The organism is Frondihabitans peucedani, from assembly GCF_039537585.1.
Lineage (GTDB): Bacteria > Actinomycetota > Actinomycetes > Actinomycetales > Microbacteriaceae > Frondihabitans > Frondihabitans peucedani.
On sequence record NZ_BAABAU010000001.1, the window covers coordinates 1,418,004 to 1,436,221 of the forward strand.

The following is an 18,218-nucleotide window of genomic DNA, read 5'->3' on the forward strand; positions in this document are numbered from 1 at the left end:
TGCCTGCGGCGCGGCGGTTAGGAGCCGGGCTTCGCGGGCAGGTTCTCGGCGACGATCCGGTCGAGACGGCGATCGAAGGCGGGCTGGTCGGCGGTCGCGGCAGCCAGGATGCGGGCGTCGTCGGCCGTCACTCGGGACTGCAGCCGGTACTCCGCGGTGTACAGCGCCCGCCGGTAGCCGGACGACGTCTGGCAGGCAGCGTCGGCCGTCGCGAGCCTCTTCTCGGCCGACGTCACGCGCCCCGACGCGACGTCGGTGCCGAACAGCTGCCGGACGCCGATCGACGGCATGCCGGAGGGATCGGCAGGCAGCGCTCCGACCCGCGCTTCCGCAGCGGCGGGTGCCAGGCAGGATCGCCAGCGGGCGCCCGCGTCCGTCACACGAGGGTCTCGGAGAGCTCTCGTGTAGGCGAGCCCCGCGAGCTCGACCGCCCGGGTCGACGCGACCTGATTGCGACCGGACACCGCCGCGGTCGACAGGCGGGCCACGCGGACCTGCGCCAGGCAGTCGTCCTCCGTGGCCTGCTGCGACTTCGGCAGCGCCGACGCGGCGACGAAGCGGTGCCAGAGGTAGGTGGAGAACTCGTCTTCGGCCTGGCCGTGGTAACCGCGCTCGGACGCCGCCGAACCCGAGAGCGGCCGTGGCGTCTGCGACTGCGCGTCTCCCCGGTACTGGTCGACGTCCTGCCACGGGACGGGCCAGTCGATCCCCCGACCGGAGAGGCACTTCGCCACCAGGAGGTCCTCGGCGTAGTCGCGCTTGCCGAACGACACGATGACGTACCGGTCGAGCGGCATCCCCCAGGTGGCAGCATCCTTCGCGGGCAGGTGGGCCACGACGTGGTCCGCAGGCTCGGGCAGGTTCGAGACGGCGACGGTCGCGCCTCCTGCGACGATCACCGCGAGGGTGACGGTCTTGGCGATCCACTGGCTCCCGAAGGAGGCGAACGGGTTCTTCATGCTGACTCTCTCTCGTCGCGACCGGTGAGGCCGTTCTCGTAGGCGAAGATGACGACCTGGATTCGGCTCCGGAGGCCGAGCTTCTGGAGCGTCGATCGGACGTGCGACTTCACCGTCGCCTCCGTCACGAACTGCCCCGAGGCGATCTCGGCATTGCTGAGGCCCCGCGCGACCAGCGCGAACACCTCGCGCTCGCGGGCCGTCAGACTCGCGAGCGCGTCCACCCGAGACTCCCGTTGGTCGCCGGCCGGCGCCGCGTACTCGCGGACGAGCGCCATCGCGTTCTCCTCGGTCGGGAACGGGGCCCCGGCGTGCGCGGCCCGGATGGTGGCGAGCACGACCTCGGGGTCGGCGTCCTTGGTCAGGAACGCGGAGGCTCCCGCGGCGAGCGCCGCGTACACGGCCTCGTCGCGGCGGATCGTCGTCAGCGCGACGACGCGCGGCGGGCCGTCAGCAGGGGTGTCCGCCAGGATGCGCCTGGTCGCGTCGAGCCCGTTGAGGACCGGCATCCGGAGGTCCATCAGGACGACGTCCGGCCGCTCGCGCTCCACGAGGGACACGGCCTCCTGCCCGTCGGCGGCGGTCCCGACGCAGACGAGGTCGGACTGGGCCTCGACGAGCATCGCGATGCCCGACGAGAAGAGGCGCTGGTCGTCGACGACGGCGACCCGGATCGGCTGGGCGGGTTCACGCATCCTGCGCCCCTGCCGCGAGGCCGAGCCCGGTGGACGGCACGAACGCCGTGACGACGAAGCGCCCCGGGGCGGCGTCGGCCGTCGCACCAGCACCAGCACCAGCACCAGCACCAGCACCGGAACCGCGTCCGATCGGCACAGCACGGAGCCAGCCGCCGGCGAGGCGGGCACGCTCCTTCATCCCCTCGATGCCGATGCCGCGACCGTCGCGGGCGACGAGCGGACGCCGCCCCTCGGAGGCGACCTCGACCTTGAGCCCCGACGCCTCGGCCTCGAGGCCGACGCGCACGCGGGAGTCGCTCCCGCCGTGCTTCAGCGCGTTCGTCAGGCTCTCCTGGACGATGCGGTAGACAGCGACCTGCTGGGCCTCCGTCAGGTCGAGCTCGCTCTCCCCGGAGACGGCGAGGTCGACGCTCATCCCGAGGCCCCTCATGCGGTCCACGAGCGCGGGCACGTCGCCGAGCGAGGCGGCCGGGGCGGTCTCGTCGGAGTCGGCCTGGATCCGCTCCACGAGCATCCTGACGTCGACGAGCGCGGTCCGCGCCACGTCGCCGACCGTCGTCAGCGCGTCGGCGGCGACGCCGGGCCGCACGGCCTCGAGGGCCGCGGCCCCCTGGGCCTGCGACACGATCACGGCCAGCGAGTGCGCGAGCGAGTCGTGGACGTCGCGCGAGATGCGGGCGCGGTCCTCCGCGAGACGCAGGTCGAGACCGGCACGGTCGAGCGCCGTGCCGACCCGCTCGACGTCGAGGCGGACGCGACCGAGGATCCAGCCGATCCCGAGACCGAGGAGCCACGCGAGGACGCCCACCGCGAAAGCCGACAGCGAGAGCAGGATCGCGTCCTGCCGCACTCCCGACTCCGACGCGACCCACGACCCCCACCGGTCGGGCCACGCGGCGGTCGGGACCGTGGTCACCCAGCCGAAGGTCACCGCGGCGACGGCGAGGACGGGCACGGCGAGCCAGCGCGTCAGGCCTCGGGCGAAGGCCCCGACGAACAAGGCGACGTAGGCCATCGCGGCGGAGGTCGCCCAGGTCGTCTCCTGCGGCGGCTGCAGCAGGTCGAGCGCCTGGAGGAAGCCGGTGGCGAGGACGAGGCCCATCGCGACGCGCGGCGTCCAGACGGACAGCCCGATGGCGACCGCGAAGAACGAGAAGAGCTCGATGTTCTCGAGGAGTCGATCGCGACCGCCCTCGGCGAGGATCCACAGGAGGAGGTAGGTGGCGCCTGCGAGCGGGGCGACCAGCTGACGGACTGCGGCGAGGACGAGGCCGGTGCGACGCCCGATGACGCGTGAGGAAGCTTCCATGCCTCGACGGTAGGGCGCGCGCCACCGTCGCCGAGCCCTGAGTCATCGAAATCATCCCTGGTGCTGAGTCGTCTCGTCCCACTACGGGGGTGTTGCACGCGCTGCGGCCGTGCCCGTAGTTTCGTGCCGTGGGGATCACCCCGTCTCTGTTGGGGAAGGACCCTCCGTGTCACATCGTTCCAGGCTGCACCGCGGCCTCCAGCTGCTCGCCGTCGTCAGTGTGAGCGCTCTCACGGTCGGCGGGATCACTCTCGCCGGGGCCTCGGCCGCCCAGGCCTCCGGCGCCCGCGTCAGCTTCTCCGGCGCCGTGCCCGCGTGGGCCAAGAAGGCGAACACCGCCGGCACCCCGTCGAACACGACCGTCGTGCAGGGCGAGGTCTTCTTCGACCTGCGCGACCAGGCCGGTGCCACAGCGCTGGCCAAGGCCGTCTCCGATCCTGCGAGCCCGCGCTACCGCCAGTACGTCTCGCCTGCGAGCTGGATCGCCGCGTACGCCCCCGCGGCGAGCGACTACACCTCCGCCGTGAAGTACCTCAAGGGCAAGAAGCTCACGATCACCGGGACGCCGTCGAGCCGGCAGTTCGTCGTCTTCCGCGGGACGGTCGGCGACATCCAGAAGGCGTTCAGCACCACTCTCCGCAGCTACAGCGTGCAGGGGCAGGAGCTCATCGCCCCGGCGAGCGTCCCGTCGCTCTCGGCGTCGGTCGCGAAGCACATCGCGGGCGTCAGCCTCGACCAGGGCCGCCTCCTGACGAAGCCCGCCAGCACGACGCGGTCGAACGCGGCTCAGAACGCCGCGTCGTCGCTCTCCGACCTGCGGGCGCTCCTGACGCCGACGAGGTCCACGCCGTCGACGGTCACCGTGAACACGCCCTGCTCCACCTACGTGGGCCAGCGGACGGTCAAGGTGCCGAACACCTACGGCAACACCAGGATCGGCACGGCGAACTGCGGCTACACCCCGAAGCAGCTCCGCGCCGTCTACAAGACCGGCGCCTCGGCCGGCGCCGGCCAGACCGTCGCCATCATCGACGCCTACGCGTCGCCCACGATCAAGACCGACGTGAACACCTACTCGCGCCTAACCGGGGAGCCGGTCCTGACGGACGGCCAGTACACCGACATCTCCCCCAGCAAGACCCTGTTCACCGACAAGAAGACCTGTGGCCAGCCGAGCGGCTGGCAGGGCGAGCAGACCCTCGACGTGCAGGCCGTCCACGGCATCGCGCCGAAGGCGAAGATCCTCTACGTGGGGGCCACCGACTGCTCGGCGGGCACCGACGTCGCTCTGTCCAGGATCCTCGACAAGGGTCTCGCGAACATCGTCAGCAACAGCTACGGCTCGGCCGGCGAGCCGACGAGAGACACCTCCGACTACGTCCAGGGCGAGGTGAACCTGCAGCTGCAGGCCGCCGCCGAGGGCATCGGCCTCTACTTCGCCAGCGGCGACGACGGCGACGAGAAGGCCAACACCGGCACCACGCAGCCCGACTTCCCGGCCTCATCGCCGTGGGTCACCGGCGTCGGCGGCACCAGCATCGGCCTGACCAAGACCAACACGACGGCGTTCGCGATCGGCTGGGGCAACACCCTGGACCAGATCGTCGCCGGGCCGAACAAGACGCTGAAATACCACTCGAAGCTCCCCGGAACGCTGTTCGCCGGCGGGGCGGGCGGCGGACGCAGCCAGCTGTCGGGCTTCACGCAGCCCTGGTACCAGAAGACGGCCATCAGCGCGGCCGCGTCCTCGAACCGCCGCACCGTCCCCGACGTCTCGGCCCTCGCCGACCCGTACACCGGATTCCTCATCGGCTACCACCCCATCCGCAACGAGACGACGCTCGCCACGGGCGGCTTCGGCCTCAGCGTCTCGGGCGGCACCTCGCTCGCCACGCCGATCGTTGCAGCGCTGATGGCGACGGTGCAGCAGCAGACCGGCTCGGTCATCGGCTTCGCCAACCCGATCCTGTACTCGGTCGCCAAGAAGAGCCCCGGAGCGTTCACCGACATCCTGCCTCGCACGAAGAAGGTGGCGCTCGCCTACTCCGACGGTCACGACTCGTACACGGCGACCCTCGACACCGACTCGAGCCTCAGGACGGCGAAGGGCTACGACCTCGTCACCGGGCTCGGACAGCTGAACATCTCGTCGGCGAAGCTCTTCGCGACACCGGCCAAGCCCGCGCCCAAGCCGACGCCGAAGCCGACCGCGACGCCGACGCCGAGCCCGACGCCGACGCCGACCCCGACCACCACGCCGAGCTCGACTCCGACGCCGACCACAACGCCGAGCCCCGACCCGACGCCCACCGACACGGCCACGCCGACCGACCCGACGCCGACGCCAACGGACACCGCCACCTCGACCGATCCCCCGGCCTGACCCGGAGGCCGCGCGATCGGCGGGGCGTGACGGCGTAGGCACCGGTCCGCGGACTGGTGCCGCTGCCGCCGCGACCCGCCGGAGCCCTCAGGCGACCGGCGGCCCGGAGGTGTCCCCGAGCCGGAGCGCCACGTCGAGCACCACGTCCGCCGGGCGGACGCCGGCGAGGAGCTCCCCGACCATGCGTCCCGCGATCCTGCCCCGCTCGCGGAGCGGCTGCTCGACGGTCGTCAGCCGACGGTCGAGCCAGGGCAGGTCGGCGCCGTCGAAGCCGGTCACGGTGAGGTCGCCGGGCACGCGCAGCCCCCGCGAGGCCGCGGCCCGCAGGACGCCGGCGGCCAGCATGTCGTTCTGAGCCAGGATCGCGGTCGGCCGCTCGGCGAGGTCGAGCAGCCGCGACGCCGACACCTCCCCCGCCTCGAGGTCGCGCCCGCCGGCCTCGACCCGCACGGCGTCGGGGAACACCGAGGCGGTGGCCCGGAGACGCTCCCGGATCGTGCGGTTCCGGATGTCGTCGAGCCCCGCGGAGACACCCACCACAGGACCCGCGGGCGTGTGCTCGCCGAGGTGGGTCGTCCGCATGACGACGCCGACGCGGGAGTGCCCGAGGCCCAGGACGTGCCGCGCCAGGTCGCCGGTGCCGCGCGCGTCGTCGATGTCGACCAGCGCGACGCCCTCGGCGTGCGGTCCTTCGATGCCGACCATCGGGATCCTGCGCGCCCGCAGGCCGGGGAGCAGCGAGTCGAACTCCTCGCCGCGGGTGAGGAACACGACCGCGTCGATCGGCATCCCGTCGAGGAGCCCGGTCGAGCGCGCGGCCCCCTTCGAGCGGCCGGGCACGAGGAGCTGACCGACGTCGAGGGCGTCGAGCTCCTCGCTGAGGCCGTCCATCGTGGCGATCGTCACGGGGCTCTGGAAGGCGCGGCGGATGCTCTCGGCGACGACGACGCCGACGATGCCCGAGCGGCCGCTCTTGAGGGAGCGTGCGGTCGGGTTCGGGCCGGCGTAGTCGAGCTCCCGGGCGGCCTGCAGGATGCGGGCTCGGGTGCGCTCCGTGATCGATCCGGTCGTGCGGTAGGCGAGGCTGGCCGTCGAGGTCGACACTCCCGCGCGCGCGGCCACGTCGGCGATGGTCACCGTCGTCCTGGTGCGTCCGTCCGTCACGCGGTCCCCTCCTGCGTCCGCGGAGACACGGGGCCGCGGCGCTCGTCGTCACCCTACTGACGGGTCGGCCGGACCGAGGGCGAGTTCGCGCATCCTGCATCGAATCGCAACGTTTCGTTAAGTCGCGGTCCACCGGGCCTCCCGACAATCGAAACGGTGCGATTCGCGCCACTCCCCCGAACCGAAGGACTCCTCGCTCGTGATCAGACGCCGTTCACTCGTCGCCATCGCCGCGGCCGCGACCGCCACGTTCGCCCTCGCCGGGTGCGCGCCCACGACCGCCGCCTCGGCCGGCGCGCAGGCCACCTCCCAGTCGGTCACCGACGCCCAGGGCACCGTCACCGTCTTCATCTCCGGAGACACCAACGTCCAGAGCCTCTGGGACGACGCCCTGATCCCCGCCTTCGAGAAGGCGAACCCGGGCGCCACCGTCAAGACCACCCTCGACCTCCACGGCGAGCACGACGCCCAGACCCTCGCGAAGCTGTCGAGCGCGACGAAGTCCGGCGACGACCCCGGCTACGACCTCGTCGACGGCGGCTTCATCCAGGCGGCCGGCGCCGCCGGACTCCTGCAGAAGGTCAGCAGCAGCGCGATCTCGAACCTCGCCACCGTGCCGACGGCGACCGTGAAGGCCGGCGGCGGCTGGGGCATTCCGTACCGCGCCTCGTCGGTGCTCCTGGCCTACGACTCGACCAAGGTGTCGAACCCGCCGAAGACGCTCGACAAGCTGCTCTCGTGGATCAAGAAGAACCCCGGGCAGTTCGCCTACAACCCGCCCTCGACCGGCGGGTCGGGAGGGGCCTTCGTCACGACGGTCCTCGACAAGTACCTCTCGGACTCCGACCGCAAGACCCTCGAGACGAGCTACGACTCGTCGCTCGAGTCGAAGTGGGACGAGGGCTTCGCGAAGCTGGCGAGCCTCAACCCCTACGTCTACCAGAAGGGCGTCTACCCGAACGGCAACCAGCAGGTGCTCGACCTCCTCGGCACCGGCAACATCTCGATGGCTCCGGTGTGGAGCGACCAGGTGATCTCCGCGCAGGACTCCGGCACGCTGCCGAAGACGGTGAAGTACGTCCAGATCTCCGACCCGTCGTTCACGGGCAGCGCGTCGTACCTCGGCATCCCGAAGACGGCGTCGCACAAGAAGACCGCTGAGAAGCTCGCCGACTACGTCCTCTCGGCCGAGGGCCAGGCGCTCATCGCCAAGGCGATCGCCGGCTACCCGGTGATCCGGCTCGACAACGTCTCGAAGGCGACGCAGGCGAAGTTCGCCGACGCCGACCCGGCGAACCTGCGCCCCAGCTACTACAGCACCGTCTCGTCCGACATGGCGAACCTCTGGGACCAGAAGGTCCCCGGCCAGTGACAGCCATCCGATCCGGCGCCCGGGCCCGGGTCGCCTCGACGCGGCGGGCCTCCTCGGAGGCCCGCCGCCGCGGGGTCGGTCTCGCGCTCGCGCTGCCGCCCGTCGTGCTCCTCGCCGTCTTCGTCGGGATCCCGGTCGTCCTCGCGGTCGGCTTCAGCCTCGGCCACACCGGCGGCCTCAACCAGACCATCGCCGACATCGGCACGGGCACCCGCCGCGCCACGAGCTGGTGGGGCACCGGCCAGGCCTACGTCGACGTGTTCACCGACAGCCGGTTCCTCCGCGACCTCGGAGTGACGGTCGTCGTCACGGTCGTCTCCACCCTGATCGTCCTGGCGATGTCGCTCGGCATCGCTCTGAACCTCCGCCTCCGCGGGGGCAGGATCGCGTCGGTGTTCGCCGGCCTCGCCGTCGTCCCGCTGTTCATCCCCGTCGTCATCGCGTCGTGGGCGATCCTGACCTTCTACGCCGGCGACGGCTTCGTCCGCACCGCGTTCGCGCTCGTCGGCCTGCAGGGGCCGATCTGGGGCTACACGACGACCGCCGTCGTCATCGGCTCGGTCTGGACGTCGCTGCCGTTCGCGACGCTCATGGCGACGTCCGGGATCCAGGCGGTGCCCGACGCGATGATCGAGGCGGCCCGAGACGCCGGCGCCGGCACGGCCGCGATCGTGTCGCGGATCCTGGTGCCCATGGCGGGCGTCCCGATCGTCATCGCCACGACGTTCACGGCGATCGGGATCCTCGGCCAGTTCACGGTGCCGTACTTCACGGGCCCGAACGCACCGAGTGTTCTCGGAGTCGACATCTCGAAGTACTTCCAGTCGTTCAACCGGCCGCAGGAGTCTGTCGTGATGGCCGTCGTCGTCTTCGTGATGGCGTCGGGGATCGCGTTCTTCTACGTCCGCGCGAACTTCCGGACCGCGAAGAAGGAGGGCCGCATCTGATGCGCACCGCACTCGTCGGACGCCGTGCGGTCACCGCCGCCCTCTTCGTCCTGGTGGCCGTCTTCATCCTGGGCCCGCTCCTCTGGCTCGCCGCCCACGCCTTCGCGACCCGCTGGGACTACCCCGACCTCCTGCCGGCGGGCCTCACGCTGCACTGGTGGTCGGTCGTGTTCCAGGACGCCCAGCTGGCGGCCTCGGTGAAGAACTCGCTGTACTTCTCGCCGCTGACCGTCCTGGTCTCGATGGTCGTCTGCCTGCCCGCCGCCTACGCGTTCTCGCGGTTCGAGTTCCCGGGGCGCAGGATCTTCCTGGTCGGCCTGTTCGCGACGAACGCGTTCCCGAAGATGGGCCTGTTCGTGTCGATGGCCTCGCTCTTCTACGGGCTCCACCTCATGAACACGATCGCGGGCATCGTCATCGTGCAGTTCATCGGGACGGTCGTCTTCATGACCTGGATCCCCGCGGCGGCGTTCTCGTCGGTGCCGCGGAGCCTCGAGGAGGCCGCGCGCGACGCGGGTGCCGGCCGCTTCCGGACCTTTCTGCACGTGACGCTGCCGCTGGCCCTCCCCGGGATCCTGGTGGCCGTCCTCATGTCGTTCCTCGCCTCGTTCGACGAGGCCCAGGGCACCTACCTCGTCGGGGCGCCGGTCTACATGACGATGCCGACCGAGATGTACTCCCTGGTGCTCAACTACCCCAAGCAGGTCGCCGCGGTCTTCGCGATCCTGCTGTCGATCCCCTCCGTCGCCCTGCTCCTCGTCGCCCGGAAGTACGTCCTGGGCGGACGACTGGCCGAGGGCTTCCAGATCCGTTAGGCACGCCATGACCCTCCAGACGACAGCACCCGAGACCCGCGCAGCAGCTGCGCCGGCCCTCGCCCCCGGCCTCGCGATCACCGGCCTCACCAAGGAGCTCGGCGGCCGGACGATCGTCGACTCGTTCGACCTCGTGCTCGAGCGCGGCGAGCTCGTCGCCCTCCTCGGCCCCTCCGGCTGCGGCAAGACGACGACGCTGCGGATGATCGCGGGCTTCCTCGAGCCCGACGCCGGCACGGTCGAGATCGAGGGCCGCGACGTCACCGACCTCGGCCCGGAGAAGCGGCCGAGCGCGATGGTGTTCCAGAACTACGCGCTCTGGCCGCACCTCACCGTGTTCAAGAACGTCGCGTTCCCGCTCACCCTGAAGCGCCTCTCGAAGGCCGAGATCAGCGCGCGCGTGATGACGGCGCTCGAGACGGTGGGTCTCACACACCATGCAGAATCGCGCCCGGCCCACATCTCCGGCGGCGAGCAGCAGCGCGCCGCCCTCGCGCGCGCGATCGTGCAGGAGCCGGGTCTGCTGCTGCTCGACGAGCCGCTGTCGAACCTCGACGCGAAGCTCCGCGTGCGGGTCCGCGAGGAGATCCGGGAGATCCAGCAGCGCCTCGGGATCACGACGGTCATGGTGACGCACGACCAGGAGGAGGCGCTGGCGATCTCCGACCGAGTGGCGGTGATGAACGCCGGCAGGATCGAGCAGGTCGGGGCGCCGGCCGACCTCTACGCGAACCCCGCGACGACGTTCGTCGCCTCGTTCATCGGCAGCATGAACTGGCTGGCCGGGCCGACGGTCGCGGCAGCGCGGGCCGGTGCGGCTGCGGCTGCCGCTGCGGATAGGGCCGCCGAGAGCTGGGCCGTCCGCCCGGAGGACGTTCGCTTCGAGGCCGTGCCGGACGGCGAAGCGACGATCCTCCGCGTCCTCCCCCACGGCCACTTCTCGGAGCTCGTCATCGACGTCGCAGGCCTCGAGCTGCGCGCCGTCGCGTCGGGAGCGGGGCCCCGATCCGGCGACCGCGGCCGGGTGCTGCTCGACAACGTCCGCCACTACCGGGACGGCCTCCTCGCCGGACGCGTCGAGGACGCCCGATGACGGCCGTCGCCGCGCACCGCGGCGACTCGTCGCGGTTCCGCGAGAACACCGCCCTCGCGATCCGCTCGGCGATCGACGCCGGGGCCGACACGGTCGAGATCGACGTCCGGCTGACCGCCGACGGCGAGGTCGTCGTCCTGCACGACCCGACCCTCGAGCGCCTCTGGGGCGACCCGCGGGCGGTCGCCGACGTGGGCTGGGCCGAGGTGCGGGAGCTCGGCGGCGGCGACCTCAGGGTCCCGCGGCTCTCCGAGATCCTGCCGCTCTTCGACGGCGTCGACGCCCTGCTTCTGATCGACATGGACTCGGCCGAGCCGGCAGCCAGCGCACACGCGGTGGTCCGGGAGCACGCAGGATCGGCTCGCGTCGCCTGGTGCGGACACCTGGAGGGCATGCGCGTGGTCCGCTCCCTCGACGGGGCAGCCGAGATCTGGCTGCCCTGGTCGCGCGGCGCGGCGCCGACGGCCGGCGAGCTGGCCGACCTCGGCCCCGCGGTCGTCAACCTGCCCCACCACGTCGTGGGCCCCGACCTCGTCGAGGCCGTGCACGCACTCGGCGCGCGGGTGTCGTGCTGGACCGTCGACGACACCGTGCAGGCGCGCAGGCTCGCGTCGATCGGGGTGGACTCGATCACCACCAACCGGCTGGACGCTCTGCGCGAGGCGGTGACCGGGGATCCTGCGCCGCTCACCGCCGCGGAGGAGCGCGGCCGTCAGCGACTGATCGCGCGCGACCTCGCGGAGTGGGCGACGGCGTACGTGCGGACGCACGCCGTCGGCCGGGTCGACACCAAGGCGAACCCCGCCGATCACGTCACGGCGATCGACCGCGGGATCGAGACGGGCGTCCGGGAGGTCGTCGCCGCGCAGTTCCCGGGGCACGTCTTCGTCGGCGAGGAGTTCGGCGGCACGGCCGTCGCCGGAGCACCGTGCTGGTACCTCGACCCGGTCGACGGCACGGCCAACCTCGCCAACGGCGTCCCGTGGACCAGCTTCTCGCTCGCTCTCGTGGAGGGCGGCGTCCCCGTGGTCGGGGTCGTCGCCGACCCCTGGCGCGGCACGCTCGTCGAGGCTGCCGCGGGCGAGGGCGCCTGGGTCGGCGAGCGCCGCCTCCGGATGCCGTCGGCCGAGTGGGACCGCGCCGTCGACCCGCTGCGCGGCGCGATCGTGTCGACCGAGCTCGCCGGCCACCGGCCCTGGCCGGGGATGGTCGAGCTGGTCGACTCCCTCGCCGACCGCTACTGCACGACCAGGATCATGGGGTCGGGCACCCTGACTCTCGCCGGCGTCGCCCTCGGCCACGGCTCGGGCGCCGTCATCGGGGCCTTCGGCGCGGTCGACCACCTCGCCGCGGTGCTGATCGTTCGCGAGGCGGGTGGCGTCGTCCTCGACGAGAACGGGCACGACACGCTCTTCCCCGCCTGGGGCGGGGTGCTGGCCGCGCCGGACCGGCGCACCGCCGAGGCGCTCTTCGCGCTGTGGCGGAACGGGGTCGCCTGCGCGGCTGCGCGTCCTCTGTCGGCCTGAGCCCTGGCCGGCGCCGTGGGACGGCAGCGGCACCAGTCCGCGGACTGGTGCCGCTGCCGTCGTGCCCCGCCGACCGCGCGATCCTGAGCCGCGGATTCCTCGATCCTGTAGGATCGTGTGCGACACATTGGTCCGATGGAGGAGCACACGTGACGCGATTGTGGAACGACCCGCAGGAGTTCGTCGACGAGATGGTCGAGGGCTTCGTCCTGGCGAATCAGGGCTACGTCCGGCGGGTGCGAGGCGGGGTCACCCGCTCGACCGCCTCGCCCGAGCCCGAGGTGTCACTCGTCATCGGCGGCGGCTCCGGCCACTACCCCGCCTTCGCCGGGCTGGTCGGCCCGGGACTCGCTCACGGCGCAGCAATGGGGAACCTCTTCGCGTCCCCGTCGTCGACCCAGGTCGAGTCGGTCGTCCGTGCGAGCGACCGGGGCCGCGGGGTCCTGCTCAGCTACGGGAACTACGCGGGCGACGTCCTCAACTTCACGGCGGCGCAGGATGCGGTCCGGGCCGACGGCATCGACTGCCGCACGGTCCTCGTCACCGACGACATCTTCAGTGCGGCGCCCGACTCCCGCGCCACGAGACGCGGCATCGCCGGCGACCTGACCGTCTTCAAGACGGCGGGTGCCGCCGCGGCTGCGGCCTACGACCTCGACGACGTCGAGCGCGTCGCGATCCTGACCAACGACCGCACCCGGTCGATGGGCGTCGCCTTCACCGGCTGCACCCTGCCCGGCGCCGACGAGCCGCTCTTCTCCGTCCCCGAGGGTCGGATGGCGATCGGACTCGGCATCCACGGCGAGCCCGGCATCGACGAGACGGACATCCCGAGCGCCGACGGCCTCGCGGAGCTCTTCGTCGAGCACCTCCTGGCCGACGCCGAGATCCCCGAGGGCGTCGATCCCGCCACCGCGCGCGTCGTCCCGATCCTGAACGGGCTCGGCTCGGTGAAGACCGAGGAGCTGTTCGTCGTCTTCCGCTCCCTCGTGAAGCGGCTCGGCGAGAGAGGCGTGACGCTCGTCGATCCGCAGGTCGGCGAGTTCTGCACCAGCTTCGACATGGCCGGAGCGTCGCTGACGCTCCTCTGGCTCGACGACGAGCTCGAGCGGCTCTGGACTGCGCCCGCCGACACCCCGGCGTTCCGGCGCGGGGTCGTGCCGACCGGCGCCGGCGTCTCGGCGAGCGATGCCCCGTCCGCCGCCGCAGCCGCCGCGATCACGGACCTCGACGCCGAGGGCCAGCGCGACGACGCCGGCGCCGACGTGCCCGACTCGTCCGCCGAGTCCCGCCAGACCGCCACCCGCATCGCCGGGCTCCTCCGGCTCGTCTCCGACACCGTCTCCGAGAACGCCGCCGAATGGGGCCGACTCGACTCGGTCGCGGGCGACGGCGACCACGGCATCGGCATGCAGCGCGGCGCCACCGCCGCGCTCGAGGCCGCGGAGTCCGCCGAGCGGGCGGGAGCCGGGGCCCGGACACTCCTGACCCGGGCCGCCGCCGCGTGGGCCGACCGCGCCGGCGGCACCTCGGGGGCGCTGTGGGGCGTGATCCTGCGCTCGCTCGCCTCGGAGCTCTCCGACGAGACGGTCCCCTCGGCCGGCGACATCGTCGTCGGCGCCGTGCGCGGCCGCGACTCGGTGATGAGCGTCGGCGGCGCGGCCGTCGGCGACAAGACGATGATCGACGCCCTGGTCCCCTTCACGGAGGCCCTCGACGCCGCCGTCTCCGGCGGCGCGTCGCTGGCGGACGCCTGGCAGGACGCAGCGGACGCCGCCGAGCGCGGAGCCGAGTCGACGACCGGCCTCGTGGCGCGGCTCGGGCGAGCCAAGACCCACGGCGACAGGGCGGCAGGATCGCCGGACCCGGGGGCGGTCTCCTTCGCCGCCCTGGCACGGGCGGTCGCGAACACACTGAAGAACGACACGGAAGAGGAATCATGACGACCTGGCGACTGGTGATCGGCTCGGACGACGCGGGCTACGACTACAAGGAGGCGATCAAGCGCGACCTCGCGGACAACCCGCTGGTCGCCTCCGTGACCGACGTCGGCGTCGACGCCGACGGCGGGACCAACTACCCGACCGTCGCGACCCACGCGGCCGAGCTGGTCGCGAGCGGGGAGGCGGACCGCGCCATCCTGTTCTGCGGCACCGGGCTCGGCGTCGCGATCGCCGCGAACAAGGTGCGGGGCATCCGGGCCGTCACGGCCCACGACTCGTACTCGGTCGAGCGGAGCATCCTCTCGAACGACGCCCAGGTGCTCTGCATGGGCCAGCGGGTCGTCGGCCTCGAGGTCGCGCGCCGCAACGTCCGCGAGTGGCTGACCTACGAGTTCGACGAGACGAGCGCCTCGAACGACAAGGTCCAGGAGATCTGCGCCTACGAAGAGAAGTGACGGCCGCCCGGTGACCGTCGTCGGCGTGAGCCTCAAGATGTACTTCGGGCACGCCCGGACGACGGCCTGGTGCCGGGCGGTCCGCCGCATCGCCGACGAGCACGAGGCGGTCACCGATGGCCGGGCGTCGCTGTTCGTCCTGCCCACGTTCGTCTCGATCCCGGCCGCGCTCGAGATCCTGTCGCCGGTCGTGGCGGTGGGGGCGCAGGATCTCGCGACGCGCGACTCGGGCGCCTACACCGGCGAGGTCAGCGGTGCGGAGCTCGCCGAGCTCGGCTGCACGCTCGCCGAGGTCGGACACGCCGAGCGGAAGCGCCTCCAGGGCGAGACCCCGGAGACGGTCGGAGCGAAGACGGCCGCGGCCCTCCGCAACGGACTCACCCCGCTCCTCTGCGTCGGCGAGCCGGAGCAGGGGTCGCCGGACGCCGCCGTCCGCGCCTGCGTCGACCAGCTCGAGGCCGCCCTCCGCCCCGCCGACGAGGCCGGACTCGGCGGCGCGGTCACCCTGGCCTACGAGCCGGAGTGGGCGATCGGCAGGCGCGAGCCCGCCCCGCCGTCGTTCGTCCGCGACGTCGCCCGGGGGCTCCGCGAGCACCTCGACTCCCTTCCGGGGCGCGCAGGATCGCGGATCGTCTACGGCGGGAGCGCCGGCCCCGGCCTCCTCACCGAGCTCGGGTCTGCCGTCGACGGCCTGTTCCTCGGCCGATTCGCCCACGATCCGACGGCCCTCCGCAGCATCCTGGACGAGGTCAATAAGCTGTGGCGGACATGAGCGACCTCCTCTTCCCCCCGACCGCCGTCGACTCGCTCGAGCGCCGGGGCCTCCGCGACCACGTGTACGACCGCGTGCTCGACGTGCTCCTCGGCCCGGGCGTGGAGCCCGGCACGAGGCTCTCGATCGACGCCGTCGCGCGCGAGCTCGGGGTCTCGCCGACGCCGGTCCGGGAGGCCCTCATCGAGCTGGAGCGCACCGGTCTCGTGACCCGGGTGGCCAACAAGGGCTACCGCGTCGCTCCCCCGCTCGCCGCAGAGCAGCTCGAGGCCCTGTTCGACGCCCGCAGCATCCTCGAGGGCGGTGCCGCCCGGCTGGCGGCCGCGCACGCCGACGCCCTCGTCCCGAAGCTCCGGGCCGCGCTCGAGCGGCACGAGCGGATCGCCGAGGAGCTTCGGCGAGCACCCGGAGGCGGCGACGCGTCCGTCGACCGCATCCGCGAGTACTTCGCCGTCGACTGGCACTTCCACCACGTCGTCTTCGAGGGGTCGGAGAACCCGTTCCTCCTCGACATGTCCGAGGCCATCTCGACGCGCGTGCACCGCATGCGGCAGACCGTCCGGACCGGGGTGCACGACGCCGACCAGGCCATCGCGGAGCACCGGTCGATCATCGACGCGTTCTCCTCCGGGCCGGACGCCGCCGAGGCCGCGATGCGCGACCACGTCGAGCGAGTGCGCGAGCGCTCGCGCCAGGACTCCGAGGCCTGACGCGAGCCGGCTTGTCACTCAGGCGAGCCGGGCGCCCGCCGAGCGGCGCGGGCCGCTCAGCCGAGCGGCGCCGGCCCGAGCTCGTCGAGCATCTTCTGCATGGCGACGTACGCGCGGTTGCGGTAGGCGACCAGCTCCGGGGTGCGGTCGGCCGACACGTCGAGGTAGCCGGCGCCCGACTTCGTGCCGAACTTGCCCTCGGCGACGAGAGCCGCCAGCGACTCCGGCGTGGCGAAGCGCTCGGGCCAGCGGGTCTGGAGCGACTCGTAGCAGAACGCGTAGACGTCGAGCCCGGCCATGTCGGCGATCGCGAACGGACCGAAGACCGGCAGCCGGAAGCCGAACGTGGTGCGGACGATCGTGTCGATGTCCTCGGGGCTGGCGATGCCCTCCTCGGCGATCTGCGACGCCTCGGAGAAGAGCGCGTACTGGAGCCGGTTCAGCACGAAGCCGACGCTGTCCTTCACGCGGGCGGTCTGCTTGCCGGTGGCGCGGACGATGCGCTCGGCCACGGCGATCGCGTCCTCCGACGTCGTCTCGTGAGGGATGATCTCGACGCCCGGGATGAACGGGGCCGGGTTCGAGAAGTGCACGCCGAGGAACCGCTCGGGCCCGGCGACGGCCTCGGCGAGGCGGCCGATCTGGATCGTGGACGTGTTCGAGCCGATGACGGCGTCGGGACGGGCGGCGGCGCTGATCCTGCGGAGGGTCTCGTGCTTGATCTCGATCTTCTCGGGCACGGCCTCCTCGATGTAGTCGGCGGTGGCGACGGCCGCCTCGACCGACTCGGCGGGGGTGACCAGCGCCTCGATGCGCTCGACCGCGTCGGCCGGGAACAGGCCGTCGGCGACGAACTGCCTCGCCTCGGCGACGAGGCGGGCGTGGTTGCTCGCGGCGATCTCGGCGCTGACGTCGGCGAGCGCGACCCGGGCTCCGGAGAGCGCGAGCATCTGCGCGATGCCGCCGCCCATGTAGCCGGAGCCGACGACGGCGGTGGTGAGGGGATTCATCGGGTTGCCTCCTCGGGCAGCAGGGAGCGGATGTAGGTCTGGTTGGTGGCGCACACGCCGAGGCTGTCGCCGCCGTACTGCTCGGCGAGGATGATGCCCCGGAAGCCGACGTCGACGGCCTCCTGGATCACCTGCCGGTAGTTGATGAGGCCGGTCTCCATGGTGGAGGGCACCGAGGTCGCCCACGAGCCGTCGCCGGCCTCGTCGCGCGTGTAGTTCTTGACGTGCAGGTAGTTGGCGTGCGGGAGGGTGGCGCTGAAGACCTCGCGCCAGTCCTCGACCGGGCGGTGCAGGCGGATCAGGTTCGCGACGTCGGGGTTGAGGCCGACGTTGTCGAGGCCGATCTCCTCGACGAGGCGGACGGCGCTCGACGCGGTCCCGAGGTAGGTGTCCTCGTACATCTCGAGGGCCATCGGCAGGCCGACGTCGGCCGCGTGCTTCCCGAGCTCGCGGAGGGAGCGGACGGCGAGGTCCCAGACCTCGGGGTCGTCGGGATCCTGCGGGCCCTCGGCGGTCCAGAACCACAGCGCCTTCTTCTGAGCGTCGCTGAAGGGCTGGTGGAGCCCGGTGGAGAACACCTGCATCTCCCACGCGGCGGCGGCGTCGATCGTGCGGTGGGCGTAGGCGAGGTTCTCGGCCTCGTGCCCCGGCATGACGACACTCCGCCGCTGCAGGTGGACGGACGGGATCTCGATGCCGCGGGCACGGGCGGCGGCGAGTAGCTCGTCACGCTTGCCCTCGTCGTAGTCGGCCGGCCGGATGTGGCTGTCGGCCATCTCGGCGAGCGAGAAGCCGACGCGCTCGATCTGCGCGAAGATTTCGTCCCACTCCTCGACGGGCGCGTCGTGCAGGGTCGAGCCGTCGCGGCGGACGGGCGGGAAGCCGTGGAGGCAGGTCGCGATGGGCCAGGTCTCGGCCGTCCAGCTCGCGGGATCCCAGTTCTGGGGTTCGGTCTGTCGACTCACGTGTCCTCCAACGACTCTGGTGTTCCTCGATCCTATAGGAATGCGAGTCGGGGTGCGCGGGTGCCGACAGCGCGTTGTCCCCCGTTGTGCCGTCTAT

General features: G+C 72.2%; 16 protein-coding genes. 10 read left to right on the forward strand and 6 right to left on the reverse strand.

The window, feature by feature from the left end; translation table 11 throughout:
- Positions 1 to 17: 17 nt before the first annotated feature.
- Genes ABD733_RS06520 through ABD733_RS06530 form a run of 3 tightly spaced genes read right to left on the reverse strand, consistent with a single transcriptional unit; the run spans position 18 to position 2,966 of the window.
- Positions 18 to 959 carry a hypothetical protein gene (locus ABD733_RS06520; protein ID WP_344794260.1) on the reverse strand — a complete coding sequence of 314 codons (942 nt, stop codon included), beginning with the start codon at positions 957 to 959 and terminating at the stop codon, positions 18 to 20.
- Positions 956 to 1,654, reverse strand: coding sequence for a response regulator (locus tag ABD733_RS06525; protein WP_344794262.1), 699 nt, complete (start codon positions 1,652 to 1,654; stop codon positions 956 to 958). The genes ABD733_RS06520 and ABD733_RS06525 overlap by 4 nt, the downstream gene beginning before the upstream one ends.
- Positions 1,647 to 2,966 carry a sensor histidine kinase gene (locus tag ABD733_RS06530; RefSeq protein WP_344794264.1) on the reverse strand — a complete coding sequence of 440 codons (1,320 nt, stop codon included), beginning with the start codon at positions 2,964 to 2,966 and terminating at the stop codon, positions 1,647 to 1,649. The genes ABD733_RS06525 and ABD733_RS06530 overlap by 8 nt, the downstream gene beginning before the upstream one ends.
- A 166-nt stretch (positions 2,967 to 3,132) precedes the next feature.
- Here ABD733_RS06530 and ABD733_RS06535 point away from each other — a divergent pair, with 166 nt between their 5' ends.
- Positions 3,133 to 5,349 (forward strand): S53 family peptidase, encoded by a 2,217-nt coding sequence (locus ABD733_RS06535; RefSeq protein WP_344794266.1) that lies wholly within the window; start codon positions 3,133 to 3,135, stop codon positions 5,347 to 5,349.
- Positions 5,350 to 5,436: 87 nt separating this feature from the next.
- On the opposite strand, the gene ABD733_RS06540 is transcribed toward ABD733_RS06535, so the two are convergent.
- A complete protein-coding gene (locus ABD733_RS06540; RefSeq protein WP_344794269.1) occupies positions 5,437 to 6,513 on the reverse strand; it encodes a LacI family DNA-binding transcriptional regulator in 1,077 nt (358 codons plus the stop codon).
- 199 nt (positions 6,514 to 6,712) lie between these two features.
- Between ABD733_RS06540 and ABD733_RS06545 the strand changes: the two genes are divergently transcribed.
- From ABD733_RS06545 to ABD733_RS06585, 9 genes are all read left to right on the forward strand, one after another.
- On the forward strand, positions 6,713 to 7,885 hold the full coding sequence (locus ABD733_RS06545) for an extracellular solute-binding protein (RefSeq protein ID WP_344794271.1): 1,173 nt from the start codon (positions 6,713 to 6,715) through the stop codon (positions 7,883 to 7,885).
- On the forward strand, positions 7,882 to 8,832 hold the full coding sequence (locus tag ABD733_RS06550; RefSeq protein WP_344794273.1) for an ABC transporter permease: 951 nt from the start codon (positions 7,882 to 7,884) through the stop codon (positions 8,830 to 8,832). Before ABD733_RS06545 ends, ABD733_RS06550 begins: the two co-directional genes overlap by 4 nt.
- Positions 8,832 to 9,647, forward strand: a complete 816-nt coding sequence (locus ABD733_RS06555) for an ABC transporter permease (RefSeq protein WP_344794275.1) — start codon at positions 8,832 to 8,834, stop codon at positions 9,645 to 9,647. Before ABD733_RS06550 ends, ABD733_RS06555 begins: the two co-directional genes overlap by 1 nt.
- 7 nt (positions 9,648 to 9,654) lie before the next feature.
- Positions 9,655 to 10,740, forward strand: a complete 1,086-nt coding sequence (locus ABD733_RS06560) for an ABC transporter ATP-binding protein (protein ID WP_344794277.1) — start codon at positions 9,655 to 9,657, stop codon at positions 10,738 to 10,740.
- Entirely contained in the window at positions 10,737 to 12,266 is a 1,530-nt protein-coding gene (locus ABD733_RS06565) for an inositol monophosphatase family protein (RefSeq protein WP_344794279.1), read from the forward strand. The genes ABD733_RS06560 and ABD733_RS06565 overlap by 4 nt, the downstream gene beginning before the upstream one ends.
- 149 nt (positions 12,267 to 12,415) lie before the next feature.
- The gene (locus ABD733_RS06570) at positions 12,416 to 14,209 is read left to right on the forward strand and encodes a dihydroxyacetone kinase family protein (RefSeq protein WP_344794281.1); all 1,794 of its coding nucleotides are present in this window, start codon (positions 12,416 to 12,418) and stop codon (positions 14,207 to 14,209) included.
- Positions 14,203 to 14,664, forward strand: coding sequence for a ribose-5-phosphate isomerase (locus ABD733_RS06575; RefSeq protein WP_344796033.1), 462 nt, complete (start codon positions 14,203 to 14,205; stop codon positions 14,662 to 14,664). Before ABD733_RS06570 ends, ABD733_RS06575 begins: the two co-directional genes overlap by 7 nt.
- 25 nt (positions 14,665 to 14,689) lie before the next feature.
- The gene (locus ABD733_RS06580) at positions 14,690 to 15,436 is read left to right on the forward strand and encodes a triose-phosphate isomerase family protein (RefSeq protein WP_344794283.1); all 747 of its coding nucleotides are present in this window, start codon (positions 14,690 to 14,692) and stop codon (positions 15,434 to 15,436) included.
- Positions 15,433 to 16,146, forward strand: coding sequence for a GntR family transcriptional regulator (locus ABD733_RS06585; RefSeq protein ID WP_344794285.1), 714 nt, complete (start codon positions 15,433 to 15,435; stop codon positions 16,144 to 16,146). The genes ABD733_RS06580 and ABD733_RS06585 overlap by 4 nt, the downstream gene beginning before the upstream one ends.
- A 56-nt stretch (positions 16,147 to 16,202) precedes the next feature.
- Here the strand turns inward: ABD733_RS06585 and ABD733_RS06590 are convergent, their stop codons facing one another.
- On the reverse strand, positions 16,203 to 17,156 hold the full coding sequence (locus tag ABD733_RS06590; protein ID WP_344794287.1) for a 3-hydroxyacyl-CoA dehydrogenase family protein: 954 nt from the start codon (positions 17,154 to 17,156) through the stop codon (positions 16,203 to 16,205).
- Positions 17,153 to 18,121: a sugar phosphate isomerase/epimerase family protein gene (locus ABD733_RS06595; protein ID WP_344794289.1), complete on the reverse strand. Its 969-nt coding sequence runs from the start codon at positions 18,119 to 18,121 to the stop codon at positions 17,153 to 17,155. Before ABD733_RS06595 ends, ABD733_RS06590 begins: the two co-directional genes overlap by 4 nt.
- Between the last annotated feature and the right edge of the window lie 97 nt (positions 18,122 to 18,218).

Bases quoted from the DNA above. Each gene is read 5' to 3' on its own strand.
- ABD733_RS06520 (WP_344794260.1), bottom strand. From the start codon at position 959: ATGAAGAACCCGTTCGCCTCCTTCGGGAGCCAGTGGATCGCCAAGACC.
- ABD733_RS06525 (WP_344794262.1), bottom strand. From the start codon at position 1,654: ATGCGTGAACCCGCCCAGCCGATCCGGGTCGCCGTCGTCGACGACCAG.
- ABD733_RS06530 (WP_344794264.1), bottom strand. From the start codon at position 2,966: ATGGAAGCTTCCTCACGCGTCATCGGGCGTCGCACCGGCCTCGTCCTC.
- ABD733_RS06555 (WP_344794275.1), top strand. From the start codon at position 8,832: ATGCGCACCGCACTCGTCGGACGCCGTGCGGTCACCGCCGCCCTCTTC.
- ABD733_RS06560 (WP_344794277.1), top strand. From the start codon at position 9,655: ATGACCCTCCAGACGACAGCACCCGAGACCCGCGCAGCAGCTGCGCCG.
- ABD733_RS06565 (WP_344794279.1), top strand. From the start codon at position 10,737: ATGACGGCCGTCGCCGCGCACCGCGGCGACTCGTCGCGGTTCCGCGAG.
- ABD733_RS06585 (WP_344794285.1), top strand. From the start codon at position 15,433: ATGAGCGACCTCCTCTTCCCCCCGACCGCCGTCGACTCGCTCGAGCGC.
- ABD733_RS06590 (WP_344794287.1), bottom strand. From the start codon at position 17,156: ATGAATCCCCTCACCACCGCCGTCGTCGGCTCCGGCTACATGGGCGGC.